Raw genomic sequence first — 14488 nt, 5'->3', positions numbered from 1 at the left:
CAGGTCCATCTATAAGTGACAGCCGAAGCCGCCTTTCAATTTTGCACCATGCGGTGCAAAATGTTATCCGGTATTAGCCCCGGTTTCCCGGAGTTATCCCAGTCTTATAGGCAGGTTACCTACGTGTTACTCACCCGTCCGCCGCTAACTTCTTAAGAGCAAGCTCTTAATCGGTTCGCTCGACTTGCATGTATTAGGCACGCCGCCAGCGTTCATCCTGAGCCAGGATCAAACTCTCCAATAAAGTTTGTCTAGCATCATAAATAAAAATTGACGTTTCACGTTGTTTGTTTCGTTCAGTTTTCAAAGAACTTGTTTGCCGCCTAGTTGCGACTTCCTTATGTTAACATCTTTGTTTTTCAATGTCAACTAAGTTTTTTATTTCGTTTTCGCTTTCTGCTCTGTTGCAGCAGCGACTCGTATAATACTACACCCTTTTATATTAAACGTCAATATATTTTTCTAACAAAATATAAAAAGGTTCATTTTCCATCAATAAGTCTTTTGTTTTCCTCCACCCTTTTAATATAAGCCCCTGCTATGCACAGCCTGACGCTCTCATCACCCCTAAAAAGAAAAAGGCTTTTATAGCGGTTTTGCAACTTATCTATATCCCAAGTTATTTTCTTTATATAACTTATACAACTTTCATCTATATCAAGTTACGAAATATCCGCAAATCAACTGAACCTTCCATATTTTTATTATAACAAAAAGGACTAGGAATCCCCTCCTAGTCCTTTCAAAAAACCCCTTTATTTACGAACATACATGAAATAGAGTACAAACAAAATTGCCATGACATACATAATCGGATGAACTTCTTTTCTTCGTCCTTTTACAACCATTGTAACTGGATAGAAGATAAATCCAATTGCAATACCCGTTGCGATACTGTATGTAAGCGGCATTGCAATAATTGTAAAAAATGCTGGTACTGCCGTTTCGAATTTCTTCCAATCAATTTCCCCTAATGATGAGACCATCAAAACCCCTACAATAATTAAAGCCGGTGCCGTTACAGATGGTGTTACTACACTTAATAACGGTGAAAAGAAAAGTGCTAATAAGAAAAATCCTCCTGTTACAACGGCTGTAAATCCAGAGCGTCCTCCTACTGCTACCCCTGCAGAGGATTCAATATAAGACGTCGTTGTTGATGTACCAAGTATTGCCCCGATTACAGTTGCAATTGCATCAGAGAACAATGCTTTTCTCGCACGTGGTAATTTATTATCTTTCATTAAGCCCGCTTGATTCGCAACCGCTACAAGCGTTCCTGCTGTATCAAAGAAATCGATAAAAAAGAAAGTTAAAATAACAATGAGCATCTTAGCAGTAAAAATATCTCCAAGATGTTGAAGGGCAACTCCGAATGTCGGTGTTAAGCTTGGAACTGCACCAACAATCGACTTTGGTGTATCAATTAACCCTGTTGCTACACCAACAATTGCTGTAAGTACCATCCCAAAGAATACTGCCCCATTAACGTTTCTTGTCATTAAAATAACGATTACAACTACACCAAAGATAGCAAGTAATGTCGTCCCTTTCGTTAAATCACCTAAACCAACAAGCACAGCATCATTATTTACAATAATCCCCGCATTTTGAAAACCAAGAAATGCGATGAACAACCCAATTCCAGCTGCTACTGCAAATTTTAATTCTGTTGGAATTGCGTTAATGATTTTTTCACGAAGGCCGGAAGCTGTAAGAAAAATAAACATAATACCTGATACTAGTGTTCCAGCAATCGCCGTTTGCCATGGAATCCCCATTGTTAATACGGCTGTGTAAGCAAAGAAAGCATTAATCCCCATTCCCGGCGCTAGTGCGATTGGATACTTTGCAAAAATCCCCATAATTAGTGATCCAATTGCCGCTGCTAAAGCTGTAGCAACAAACACTGCTCCCGGATCCATTCCGGTTCCTGCCGGCAATCCCTTAACATGTCCCAGCGATAGTGTAGCGGGATTAACAAACAATACATATGCCATAGACAAAAATGTTGTTAATCCTGCAATGAACTCTGTCTTGTAATTTGCGCCGAGCTCATCGAACTGAAAATAACGTTTCATCCTATGTTTCCCCCGTTATATAATTGCTCGTCGCACTCCTTACTAGCCCCTCTTTTATCTTTAAAAATAAAAAAGGCTTCCAATGCATTATACATGGAAGCGTCTGTAAACAAAGGCAAGTATCCCTTACCCTTATATCAAAACGCCTCGTAGTCAAGCCATTTACGGTAGCAAGGTAGAAACTTTCGGGCCATATTCCCGATATTATACGACGGCTAAAATATTCACTTTTATTATTGATTACATATTCATACTAACTCACATACAGATAAGTGTCAATTCAAAAACGAACGTTTTTTAATCAAATTTATTTTTCGTTCGTATAAAACACAAAAAAGATCCATCTACACATAAAGGCATAGATGGATCGTCTTCTATATCATGAAATTCAATTTATTCCCACTCAATTGTTGCTGGTGGCTTAGAAGTAATATCATACACAATACGGTTAACGTGTTTTACTTCGTTTACGATACGTACAGAGATTTTCTCTAATACATCCCAAGGGATACGTGCCCAGTCAGCTGTCATACCATCGATTGATGTTACTGCACGAATACCTACTGTGTAATCATACGTACGCTCGTCACCCATAACACCTACGCTGCGCATACCAGGAAGTGCAGTGAAATATTGCCAAACTTCACGATCTAAACCAGCTTTTTTGATTTCTTCACGTAAAATTGCATCAGATTCACGAACAATTTCTAATTTCTCTTCTGTAATTTCGCCTAATACACGGATACCAAGTCCTGGACCTGGGAAAGGTTGACGCCATACGATTTCATCAGGAATTCCTAGTTCTGATCCTAATTCACGTACTTCGTCTTTAAATAACGTATTTAAAGGCTCGATTAACTTAAACTGCATATCTTCTGGAAGTCCACCAACGTTATGGTGAGATTTAATTGTTTGCGCAGTCGCTGTACCACTTTCAATAATATCTGTGTACAGTGTACCTTGTGCTAAGAAGTCCATTCCTTCTAATTTAGAAGCTTCGTCATCGAATACATAAATAAATTCATTACCGATGATTTTACGTTTTTGTTCCGGATCTTCAACACCTGCTAATTTGCTCATGAAGCGTTCTTGTGCATCCACCTTAATAACGTTCATGTGGAAGCCTTCGCTAAATGTTTTCATAACCCCTTCAGCTTCTCCTTTACGAAGTAAGCCATGGTCAACGAAAATACACGTTAATTGGTCCCCGATTGCTTTATGAATTAATACAGCTACAACAGAAGAGTCTACACCGCCGCTAAGCGCACATAATACTTTCTTGTCGCCAACTGTTTCACGAATCTTTTCTAATTCTACTTCAATAAAGTTCTCCATATTCCAGCCTTCAGTACAACCACAAACACCGAATACAAAGTTCTTAATTAAATCATTACCGTGCTCAGAGTGACGCACTTCTGGGTGGAATTGTACGCCGTATAAGTTTTGTGCTTCGTTACTCATACCAGCAATTGGACAAGAGTCACTTGTTGAATCTACTACGAAACCTTCTGGTAGGCCTGTTACTAAGTCACCATGGCTCATCCAAACAACTTGCTCTTCTGGAAGATCTGTATATAATTTCGATTGGTTCTCTACTTTTACTACCGCTTTTCCATACTCACGATGGTCTGCACGTTCTACTTTTCCACCAAAGTGCTTTGTCATTAATTGCATGCCGTAGCAAATACCGAAGATCGGTAAGCCTAAATCAAAGATTTTCTCATCGCAGTGGAATGCACTTTCGCCATATACACTGTTTGGTCCACCAGAGAAGATAATCCCTTTTGGATTCATCGCTTTAATTTCTTCTGCTGTAATTGTATGTGGATGAAGTTCACTATACACGCCAAATTCACGAATGCGACGCGCAATTAACTGGTTATACTGACTTCCAAAATCTAAAACGATAATCGTATCGTGCTGTTTCTTCAAAATAATCACCCCATAGTTCTGTATATAAACATTTTCACCAATTTGGTAAAAACAATTACCAATATAATAAAAAAAGCCAGTCCCCTGCCCTCAGTCTCATAACAAAGAAAAGGCAGGAGTCTAGCTTTATAAAGGAGTTTGTTCCTTATAAATATAGACACACTGCCTTCATAGTCAGGTTGTTTACGGTAACCCGGTAGAGACTCTCAATCCATATTATTGAGGATATATGAAGGAACGTTTAATATTATCTTTCTAGATTCTAACAATGAAACGTGAATACGGTCAAGAGAGAAAGCGACAAAATTCTACAGAAATTATTTCCCTATATAGTGAAACGTCCTTCCGTTATTCATTCAGAGCCCTTGTGATTATATTGCAATCCGTAACCTGCACCGTGTAATTGGTCTCTTACAAGGTCATAAAATTTCGTGCTGTATTAACAATTACCCTTATTACAAAATTGGCTTTTCCGAAATGATATTTTATTCATCGCCAACGCCATGCAATAGTTGTGTCTTCTATATAAATAGCAGGAATGGCTATCCTTAAGTATTTCTCTTCATTTTCGTCAAAAACAGACCAATTCTCCTCATTCAAAAAATTAGGGTCTATACTGTCAAAATCAAATGTACTTTCTTCATTAACCATTTCACGAAAGTATTCTTCATAAGGTTTGCTATTTTCATTTAAATGTATAGTGCCATACATCCACGGTGCATCAGTAAAAATATCTATAATTTCGCCTAACTCAATGTCTTTGAAATATAATTTCATATATACACCTTCTTATTCATGAATTTCGAAAGAATCCCAGGAACTTTACTAACTTAAAAAATACTACCTACTACCATAACACGCCCGAAATTGTTCTATCTAGTCATGAATACTCGTCCCCTATATCTTGATATAGCAAATTTTAACAACATAAAAAGACTACCTCCTTTAATTAGGAAGTAGTCTTCTTCTTACTAACTATTTATACATTGAACAGCTTCTCAAAATGAGGGCTTATTACATCATGCCGCCCATACCGCCCATGCCCATGCCGCCCATGTCAGGCATTGCAGGTGCATTTGGTTCTGGTTTGTCAGCAACAACTGCTTCAGTTGTTAAGAACATTGCTGCAACAGATGCTGCGTTTTGAAGAGCAGAACGAGTTACTTTCGTTGGATCTACGATACCAGACTCAAGCATATTTACCCATTCGCCTGTTGCTGCGTTGAAACCAACGCCAACTTTTTCGCCTTTTAAGCGCTCTACAACTACAGAGCCTTCTAAACCAGCGTTCACTGCGATTTGACGAACTGGTTCTTCTAACGCACGAAGTACAATGTTAATACCTGTAGCTTCGTCACCAGTCGCTTCAAGGTTAGCTACTTTGCTGTATACATTCATAAGTGCAGTACCACCACCAGCAACAATACCTTCTTCTACTGCTGCACGAGTTGAGTTAAGTGCATCTTCAATGCGAAGTTTGCGCTCTTTCAATTCAGTTTCAGTAGCCGCACCTACTTTAATTACAGCTACGCCACCTGCTAATTTAGCAAGACGTTCTTGTAATTTTTCACGATCGAATTCAGAAGTTGTTTCTTCTAGCTGTGCACGGATTTGACCAATGCGAGCTTCGATTTGTTCTGTGTTTCCTACACCTTCAACAATTGTTGTATTTTCTTTTGTTACTACAACTTTGCCAGCACGGCCTAAAGATGCGATAGTTGCAGATTTTAAATCACGACCTAGCTCTTCTGTAATTACTTCGCCGCCAGTTAAGATTGCAATATCTTCTAACATCGCTTTACGACGATCACCGAAGCCAGGAGCTTTAACAGCTACTACATTGAACGTACCGCGAAGTTTATTTACTACCAATGTAGCTAATGCTTCGCCTTCTACGTCTTCAGAGATGATAAGAAGTGGTTTACCTTGTTGTACCACTTGCTCTAATACTGGTAAGATTTCTTGAATGCTAGAAACCTTTTTATCTGTAATTAAGATAAATGGGTTATCAAGAACTGCTTCCATTTTATCAGAATCAGTAATCATGTAAGGAGAAGCATATCCACGGTCAAACTGCATACCTTCTACTACATCTAATTCTGTTGTGAACCCTTTAGATTCTTCTAATGTAATAACGCCGTCGTTACCAACACGTTCCATTGCTTCTGCAATTAATTGGCCTACTTCTTCATCATCAGCAGAAATAGCAGCTACTTGTGCGATAGAAGATTTACCTTCGATTGGTTTAGAAATCTCTTTTAATTCTTTAATCGCTGCTGTAACAGCTTTTTCAATACCTTTACGAAGACCCATTGGGTTCGCACCAGCTGTTACGTTCTTTAAACCTTCACGAATCATTGCTTGCGCTAATACAGTTGCAGTTGTCGTTCCATCACCAGCTACATCATTTGTTTTGCTAGCAACTTCTGCAACTAGTTTTGCACCCATATTTTCAAATGCATCTTCTAATTCGATTTCTTTTGCAATTGTTACGCCGTCATTTGTAATAAGCGGAGAACCGAATTTTTTCTCAAGTACAACGTTGCGACCTTTTGGTCCAAGCGTAACTTTTACTGCGTTTGCAAGAGTGTCGACACCGCGAAGCATCGAACGACGTGCTTCTTCACTAAATTTAATATCTTTTGCCATAATATTTGACCCCCTTGAATTTTTAAAGATTTATATAATTAACCGATAATTGCTAAAATGTCGCTTTCACGTAAAATTAAGTATTCTGTACCTTCGTATTTCACTTCAGTACCTGCATATTTTGAGAAGATGATACGATCTCCTGTAGCTACATCTAAAGCAACACGCTCACCATTTTCAAGCACACGACCAGTACCAACTGCCACTACTTTACCTTCTTGTGGTTTTTCTTTTGCAGTGTCTGGTAGTACAATACCACTTGCTGTTTTTTCTTCTGCTTGAACAAGTTCAATTATAACGCGATCACCTAATGGCTTTAGCATGAACAACAACCTCCTCAATTTATTATGTAAATTTTATGTTTATTAGCACTCTAATACCTTGAGTGCTAACACACTTATTATAATAAAGAATCTCATTTTCTTTTGCAAGTGAAAAAATCGTAATTTTTCGGAAAACTATTCCATCCCCTCCCCAACTTGTTTAAAAACTTTTATGATTTACTTAATAATTACATAAGGGAAAACTGCAAAAAATCCATTTTTAGATTCCGTCGTTTTTTCATCTTCTCCTATGTTACAATAAGAAAGATGCCATAATTTGTTTTCTCTATGGATAGGGCATTTTCCTTTTTCTTTACAAAAAATTCAAAAAGGAGTTACGAAATTGAAGAGACAATATTGGTGGGTTATTGTTACATATATTTTGATGCAACTATCAGGGATAATTGGAGGATGGATCCTTCTAAAAAGCGGAGTATACAATAATGGACATCGGACCTTTGAACAAAAAGTTCAACTGGCAACTGCACACTGGGGACTGATTAGCTTCTTTATTGCTCTTATCATTATCCTTATGTTACTACGCAATGATACACAATCAGAAAAATGGGAGCGTGGAAAAACAAATATTCCTGCTACGATAGGATGGATTATTTTAGGAGTTTTTCTTGCTTTATTCGCCCAAGTAATTGCCGGCACAATTGAAACACAAGTTTTTAAAATTAAAGCTGAATCAGAAAATACACAAAACATTATCGAAATTATAAAAGCTGCTCCATTATTTATGATTGTTTCATCTATATTCGCTCCCATTCTTGAGGAAATTGTATTTAGAAAAATTCTATTTGGAACACTATATAAACGATATAACTTCTTTATCGCAGCGATCGTGAGCTCGCTTATATTTGCTCTCATTCATTTTGACCCTACACATTTATTAGTGTATATTTCCATGGGGCTTGTTTTTTCATTTTTATACGTACAAACAAAACGAATTATTGTCCCAATTATGGCTCATGTTATGATGAATACAAACGTTATGTTAATTACATTTGTACTTCGTCCCTATCTAGAAAAAGCTGAAAAATTGCAAGGATTCATCGGAGGATTTTAAACATGCGAAATTCACCATTTGTTATGGCAACTTTGTATTTTCTTCTAGGGTGTATTTTTACATACTTAGCAATTACAAGTGTTCAAGATACAATTTGGAACTTTTACACACTATTGCTTGCTGTTATGGCAACGATTGATTTTAATTTTGCACTTCGCCTTCTTTTTTCTAAACCGAAAAAAGATAGTAAGAAGAAATAATAAAAACGCAGGAAATTCCTGCGTTTTTATTGTGGATAATTTTTTAAAAAGTACACGAGCGTTTGTAATTCTACTGCTAAATCAATATGATGAATTCGAATATGTTCTAATATGTTTAATCTAGCAGGTGTAAAGTTTAAAACACCTTGTATGCTCGTATGCGATAAGCGATCTGCTACAGATTGTGCAACAGAAGCAGGCACTGTTAATATTGCCACTTTTATATCATCTGATAATCTCTCTTCTAATTCATCCAGATGATATACTGGAATCCCTCCGATTTCTTTCCCAACTTTCTCTTCATCAACGTCAAATGCCATCTCAATTTTTGTATTGTTATTTTTTGTAAAATTGTAATGTAAGAAAGCCGTACCTAAGTTACCTACCCCAATTAATGCTACGCGTGTTACATCATCTTGATCAAGTGTTTCGCGGAAAAACGACAATAAATAATTTACATTATAACCGTATCCCTTTTTCCCTAATGCCCCAAAGTATGAAAAATCTCGTCGAATCGTCGCTGAATCTACTTTCACCGCTTCACTTAATTCTGCAGATGATACGCGTTGCTTACCAGATAACGATAAGTTTTGGATAAATCGATAGTATAGAGGCAATCTTTTGGCAGTCGCCTGCGGAATTTTAGGCTGCTCCATGCAACCCCCTCCTCTCTTCCTATCTGTTCAAGTGATTGAAACATATACGGAAGTTTAGCATTGAAACTTTTCCTTGTATAATAGAGAGAGAATTTCTCTATTTATGTTCAACTATACACTATTTTTAGTATGATTGAGAAATATAATCATGGCAAAGTTAAGAAATTATTTGAGGTGAAAACATTGATTTTACTACAAGTGAATAACCTTTCCAAGCTGTATGCCGCTGAAGTCATTCTTTCAAACATTAAGTTAGAAGTACAGACGCGTGATCGCATTGCACTTGTCGGGCGTAACGGCGCTGGAAAGTCTACATTATTAAAGATTATTGCAGGAGAACTATCCCATGACGGCGGAGAAATTATAAAACCGAAAGATGTATCTATCGGTTACTTAGCACAGCATACTGGTCTTGAAACATCGTTAACGATTTGGGATGAAATGCTAACAGTATTCCTCCACTTACAGCGCATGGAGAAAGAACTCCGCAGGTTAGAACAAGAAATGGGAAAAGAAGAAAATTTCACAAATGAAACTATTTACGAAAAACTATTAGCAGAGTATGATCGCCTACAATTAGATTATAAAAATGAAGGCGGCTATCAATACGAAGCTGATATTCGCTCTGTTTTAGGTGGACTTGGTTTTCCTTCCGAAACACACACAGCGACAATCTCCACATTAAGCGGTGGACAAAAAACTCGTTTAGCTCTCGGGAAGTTATTATTAACAAAACCAGATTTACTTATTTTAGATGAGCCAACCAACCATTTAGATATCGATACATTAACGTGGCTCGAGCAATATTTACAAGGTTATCCTGGAGCTATTTTAATCGTTTCACACGATCGGTACTTTCTAGATAGACTTGTAACGCAAGTATATGAAATCTCTAATAAACAAAGTCGAAAATACACAGGAAACTACAGTAAATACTTAGAACTTAAAGCGGCGCTATATGAACAAGAAATAAAACGTTACGAGAAACAGCAAGAAGAAGTAACAAAATTACAAGACTTTATCCAAAAAAATATTACTCGTGCTTCCACAACAAAACGGGCGCAAAGCCGCCGAAAACAATTAGATCGTATGGAACTTATGGAAAAACCAATCGGTGATACAAAATCTGCTTCTTTCCACTTTGATATCGATAAACAAAGCGGTAATGATGTATTACAAGTAAAAAATGTTACCATTGGTTATAATAACGAGCCAATTATTCAAAACATTCATTTCCAATTAACAAGAGGCGATAGTGTTGCACTTGTTGGCCCAAACGGAATTGGAAAATCTACTTTATTAAAATCTCTTGTGGATAAACTTCGTCCTTTAAACGGCAATATTTCGTTTGGTTCCAACGTTTCTATCGGATATTATGACCAAGAACAAGCAAACTTAACATCATCAAAACGTGTATTAGACGAGCTTTGGGATGATTACCCGATGCAGCCAGAAAAAGAAATTCGCACAGTACTTGGAAACTTTTTATTTTCCGGTGACGATGTTCTAAAGCCTGTTTCTTCTTTAAGCGGTGGACAAAAAGCACGTTTAGCTCTTGCAAAACTTATGATGAAAAAATCAAACGTACTTATTTTAGATGAGCCGACCAACCATCTGGATTTAAGTAGCAAAGAAATTTTAGAAAATGCGCTCATTGATTTTCCAGGAACTATTTTATTTGTTTCCCATGACCGCTATTTCATTAACCGCATTGCCACAAAAGTGATTGAGTTGTCCCAGGGCGGAGCAGAGGAATACCTAGGTGATTATGATTATTATGTAGAAAAGAAAAATGAAATGCTAGAACGGGCAGAACTCGAAGAACAAGAAACAAATAAACCTGTACAAAAACAAGTGGCACAAGAAAAATTAAATTATATTGAAGAAAAAGAACGTAAAAAGCAAGAACGCCAACGTATGCGTAGAGTTGAAGAACTAGAAGAAAATATCGCGACAATTGAAGAACAAATCATGGCATTAGAAGAACAACTTTGTCTTCCAGAAGTATATGCTGATTACGAAAAAGCCAGTGATATTACAATAGAAAAACAAACACTTCAAGAACAATTAGAAACATGTATGGAAGAATGGGAAGAATTACAACTGTGAAAAGGTTAGTGGTTACACTGACCTTTTTATTTATCCCGCTATTCGTGGGCGGTAGGACCCTCAATGATGGAAATTTCACTTTATCCACAGTATTATTCACATATTGATCTTTATATTTTCAAGATAAACATAAGTTTTCCACATTATCCACAAGAATAATAATATTTACCCACAATTTATACTCACAAAAAAACCTATATTATCAACAGATAATATAGGTTTTATCCACAGGTTGTGGTTAATTCTGTGTATAAAATTACATCTTTTATCAAAAAGAATTTCTCTATCCACAACTAATAGTTTATGTTTACGTCCTCTTACATGCAAAAACGTGAAACTTACCATTATTATGATTCAATATCTAAACCAGGGTTTGCATTTAACGCTAACGTCGCTCTCTTTCCTTGCTCATATGCAATCGTACCGGCTGCAGCAATCATAGCAGCATTATCTGTACATAAAGATAACGGTGGAATGATAAGTTCAACATCTTCTTTCTTTTCAAACTCTTCCTCTAAACGAGCCCGTAATCCTTTATTTGCCGCTACTCCGCCAGCAAGAAGCACTTGCTTTACACCATACTCTTCTGTTGCTCTTATTGTTTTTGTTACTAAGACATCAATTACACTTGCCTGGAAACTTGCAGCCAAATCTTCAGGGGTAAGTTCTTCTCCGCGCTGCTTTGCGTTATGCACAGTGTTAATAACCGCGGATTTTAAACCACTAAAACTAAAATCATAAGAATCTGGTTCAAGCCATGCACGAGGTAGATCGATTGTCGGCTCTCCTTCATGAGCAAGACGATCAATGTGCGGCCCACCTGGATACGGCAATGATAATGTACGTGCCACCTTATCGTATGCTTCTCCTGCAGCATCGTCTCTTGTTTCACCAATTACTTCAAATGAACCATGCTCTTTCATATAAACAAGCTCTGTATGTCCACCAGATACAACGAGAGACAATAATGGAAACTGCAGTTCTTGTACTAAGCGATTCGCATAAATATGTCCCGCAATATGATGCACCCCAACTAGAGGGATATTATGTGCAAAAGCTACTGCTTTTGCTGCATTCACACCGATTAACAACGCCCCAACAAGGCCTGGTCCTTCCGTAACTGCAATTGCATCAATATCCTCAAACGTAATTTGCGCTTCTTTTAACGCTTCTTCTAACACAACCGTCATTTGTTCTACGTGGTGACGAGATGCAATTTCTGGAACAACCCCGCCAAAACGTTTATGGCTTTCAATTTGTGAAGCTACAATGTTCGCCAAAATTTCTCGTCCATTTTTCACAACTGCTACAGCTGTTTCATCACAGCTAGTTTCAATACCCAATATAATTGTATCTTTTTTCATCATAAGTTCACCCACATTACAAGACCATCTTCATAATTGTCTGTATAGTATCTTTTACGGATTCCGCCGTTTTGAAAACCAAATTTTCGATATAACTTTTTCGCAACTTCATTTGAAACACGGACTTCAAGCGTCATCGTATTTCCCCCAAGAGCTCTTGCTTTGTTCATTACTTCTTGTAATAACGCTTCTCCAAGCCTTTGACCGCGATATTGTGGTAATACCGCAATGTTCGTAATATGTGATTCATCAAGAATAATCCAAAGCCCGCAATAACCTAGAATTCCTTCCTCTGTTTCCATTACAACGTAGTGTGCATACTCATTCATTTTTAATTCTCGTTCAAATGCTTCGGCAGTCCAAGGAATCGCAAATGAAGCTTCTTCAATCGCAACAATTTGTGAAATATCCTCTTCCTTCATATTTCTGAATGTAATATTCATTCATAAGACCCCTATTTCTTTTGACTTTCTAACCATTTTGCCTCTGCTTCTGCCAAACGAAGGTAACTCGGAACGAATGTATGCACAGGTTGTTCTTCTTTCTGTAAACCTAAGAAAGCTAATTCACTTGGACGTGGATTATGTTTCGTCATTGGAGCAAATACAGCTTGATCTCCTAAATGTTCTACAATTGTATCTTTATGCTGTTCTACATCATTCCCGATAAATAAAACAGGTTGTCCCATCCTTTTTAACATTTGTAACCAATCGGCAATGAGAATAATACGATCCTCTTCCACAGATTGCAACTCTTGTTCTCTATATGTATACAATCCTGTATAAATTTGCTGACGACGACCATCAAATAACGGACAAATGTATCCTTGGAAATTCATTCCGTTTGCTGCCAGCACTTCTAAACTTGATACACCAACAATTGGAATTTGTAATGACCAAGCTAATGTTTTCGCTACTGTTACACCAATACGAACACCTGTATAAGAGCCCGGACCAGCCGCGACAACGATTTTATTTAATTCTTTTGGCTCCACATTACATTCTTGTAAAAGTTTCTCTACTGCTGGCATCAGACGCACAGAATGATTTTTGGTTAAATTTGTAATGACTTCTCCCACAACAGTATTTCCATCAATAAGAGAAACTCCCATTACATAGTTAGAAGTATCAATTGCTAGTACTTTCATTTTGTAATAGCTCCTCACATAATCTAATATAACGTTCTCCGCTCGGCTCTAATACAATTTTTCTTGTACTATCCCCCGTGTGGAATAAACTAATTTTTAAAAGTGAAGGTGGTAAAAAAGCCTCTATTAAATGTGCCCATTCCACCACTGTTACACCTTCACCATAAAAATATTCATCAAACCCTAAATCTTCTTCGCTCTCCGCTAGGCGGTATACATCCATATGATACAGCGGTAATCGTCCTTTATATTCTTTAATAATATTGAAGGTCGGGCTATTTACAACACGTTTCACACCAAGACCTTTTGCAAGACCTTTTGTAAATGTTGTCTTACCTGCACCTAAGTCTCCTTCTAAAATGAAAACATCCTGCGCCTCAACTAATTGTCCAAGCTTTTCTGATAAATTCTGCGTTTCTTCTGAAGACATTGTCGTTATTTCATATTTATTCAAAGGTTTCACCTACCTTACTGTTAGTATTCTCTGCTTTTTATTATACAGATTTTTTATTTTTGTTTCAGTTTCAAATATATAAAAAAGACCTTAGGAGTTGTCCTAAGGATAAGATTGACTGTCTTATAAGTTTAATTAGAGTAAATAAAAAAACACGAAACATATTGTTTCGTTTTTTATTTTATATAAATGGCGGTCCCGACCGGGGTCGAACCGGCGATCTCCTGCGTGACAGGCAGGCATGTTAACCACTACACCACGGGACCATTGGTTGCGGGGACAGGATTTGAACCTGCGACCTTCGGGTTATGAGCCCGACGAGCTACCAGACTGCTCCACCCCGCGATGATAATAAAGCCTGGCAACGTCCTACTCTCACAGGGACAAAGTCCCAACTACCATCGGCGCTAGAGAGCTTAACTTCCGTGTTCGGTATGGGAACGGGTGTGACCTCTCTGCCATCATTACCAGACTTATGAAGGTATATTCCTTCAAAACTAG

General features: G+C 37.5%; 13 protein-coding genes, 2 tRNA genes, 2 rRNA genes and 2 riboswitches. Of the genes, 3 read left to right on the top strand and 14 right to left on the bottom strand.

All coding sequences use genetic code 11. The features are described from left to right. The 6 genes from BM350_RS25325 to groES all read right to left on the bottom strand — a co-directional run. Window positions 1–244: ribosomal RNA gene (locus BM350_RS25325) — 16S ribosomal RNA — on the bottom strand; the annotation flags it as partial. Window positions 245–755: 511 nt separating this feature from the next. Next, a complete protein-coding gene (locus tag BM350_RS25320) occupies window positions 756–2081 on the bottom strand; it encodes an NCS2 family permease (protein ID WP_090920201.1) in 1326 nt (441 codons plus the stop codon). Between the two features lie 130 nt (window positions 2082–2211). Continuing rightward, window positions 2212–2314: riboswitch (purine riboswitch) on the bottom strand. A 160-nt stretch (window positions 2315–2474) separates the two neighbouring features. Further along, on the bottom strand, window positions 2475–4016 hold the full coding sequence (gene guaA / locus BM350_RS25315) for a glutamine-hydrolyzing GMP synthase (protein ID WP_170857778.1): 1542 nt from the start codon (window positions 4014–4016) through the stop codon (window positions 2475–2477). Window positions 4017–4164: 148 nt separating this feature from the next. Continuing rightward, window positions 4165–4266, bottom strand: a riboswitch (purine riboswitch). Window positions 4267–4502: 236 nt separating this feature from the next. After that, complete coding sequence (locus BM350_RS25310) at window positions 4503–4790, bottom strand: hypothetical protein (RefSeq protein ID WP_090920196.1); 288 nt, start codon at window positions 4788–4790, stop codon at window positions 4503–4505. A 237-nt stretch (window positions 4791–5027) separates the two neighbouring features. Beyond that, window positions 5028–6662 carry a chaperonin GroEL gene (groL, locus tag BM350_RS25305; protein ID WP_090920193.1) on the bottom strand — a complete coding sequence of 545 codons (1635 nt, stop codon included), beginning with the start codon at window positions 6660–6662 and terminating at the stop codon, window positions 5028–5030. Between the two features lie 38 nt (window positions 6663–6700). Beyond that, complete coding sequence (gene groES / locus BM350_RS25300) at window positions 6701–6985, bottom strand: co-chaperone GroES (protein ID WP_020063193.1); 285 nt, start codon at window positions 6983–6985, stop codon at window positions 6701–6703. A 343-nt stretch (window positions 6986–7328) separates the two neighbouring features. Between groES and BM350_RS25295 the strand changes: the two genes are divergently transcribed. Then, window positions 7329–8057 (top strand): CPBP family intramembrane glutamic endopeptidase, encoded by a 729-nt coding sequence (locus BM350_RS25295; RefSeq protein WP_139207777.1) that lies wholly within the window; start codon window positions 7329–7331, stop codon window positions 8055–8057. Window positions 8058–8059: 2 nt separating this feature from the next. Then, window positions 8060–8257, top strand: coding sequence for a YdiK family protein (locus BM350_RS25290; protein ID WP_090920187.1), 198 nt, complete (start codon window positions 8060–8062; stop codon window positions 8255–8257). Window positions 8258–8283: 26 nt separating this feature from the next. Here the strand turns inward: BM350_RS25290 and BM350_RS25285 are convergent, their stop codons facing one another. Next, a complete protein-coding gene (locus tag BM350_RS25285) occupies window positions 8284–8913 on the bottom strand; it encodes a redox-sensing transcriptional repressor Rex (RefSeq protein WP_090920184.1) in 630 nt (209 codons plus the stop codon). A gap of 183 nt (window positions 8914–9096) precedes the next feature. Here BM350_RS25285 and BM350_RS25280 point away from each other — a divergent pair, with 183 nt between their 5' ends. After that, complete coding sequence (locus BM350_RS25280) at window positions 9097–11022, top strand: ABC transporter ATP-binding protein (RefSeq protein ID WP_211482642.1); 1926 nt, start codon at window positions 9097–9099, stop codon at window positions 11020–11022. 347 nt (window positions 11023–11369) lie between these two features. Here the strand turns inward: BM350_RS25280 and tsaD are convergent, their stop codons facing one another. From tsaD to rrf, 7 genes are all read right to left on the bottom strand, one after another. Then, window positions 11370–12386 carry a tRNA (adenosine(37)-N6)-threonylcarbamoyltransferase complex transferase subunit TsaD gene (tsaD, locus tag BM350_RS25275; protein ID WP_090920178.1) on the bottom strand — a complete coding sequence of 339 codons (1017 nt, stop codon included), beginning with the start codon at window positions 12384–12386 and terminating at the stop codon, window positions 11370–11372. Next, window positions 12386–12829 (bottom strand): ribosomal protein S18-alanine N-acetyltransferase, encoded by a 444-nt coding sequence (gene rimI / locus BM350_RS25270; protein WP_090920175.1) that lies wholly within the window; start codon window positions 12827–12829, stop codon window positions 12386–12388. The genes tsaD and rimI overlap by 1 nt, the downstream gene beginning before the upstream one ends. Before the next feature lie 11 nt (window positions 12830–12840). After that, window positions 12841–13533: a tRNA (adenosine(37)-N6)-threonylcarbamoyltransferase complex dimerization subunit type 1 TsaB gene (tsaB, locus tag BM350_RS25265; protein ID WP_090920171.1), complete on the bottom strand. Its 693-nt coding sequence runs from the start codon at window positions 13531–13533 to the stop codon at window positions 12841–12843. Then, a complete protein-coding gene (gene tsaE, locus BM350_RS25260; protein ID WP_090920168.1) occupies window positions 13514–13987 on the bottom strand; it encodes a tRNA (adenosine(37)-N6)-threonylcarbamoyltransferase complex ATPase subunit type 1 TsaE in 474 nt (157 codons plus the stop codon). Before tsaE ends, tsaB begins: the two co-directional genes overlap by 20 nt. A 190-nt stretch (window positions 13988–14177) precedes the next feature. Beyond that, window positions 14178–14253 (bottom strand) — tRNA-Asp (locus BM350_RS25255). A gap of 2 nt (window positions 14254–14255) precedes the next feature. Further along, window positions 14256–14332: transfer RNA gene (locus BM350_RS25250), tRNA-Met, on the bottom strand. An 11-nt stretch (window positions 14333–14343) separates the two neighbouring features. After that, window positions 14344–14459 (bottom strand): 5S ribosomal RNA (gene rrf, locus BM350_RS25245). Window positions 14460–14488: the final 29 nt, after the last annotated feature.

The sequence above is a fragment of the Bacillus sp. 103mf genome (assembly GCF_900116295.1).
Lineage (GTDB): Bacteria > Bacillota > Bacilli > Bacillales > Bacillaceae_G > Bacillus_A > Bacillus_A bruguierae.
Note: the sequence above shows the minus strand (reverse complement) of the source record. Positions and strands in the feature narration are given on the sequence as shown.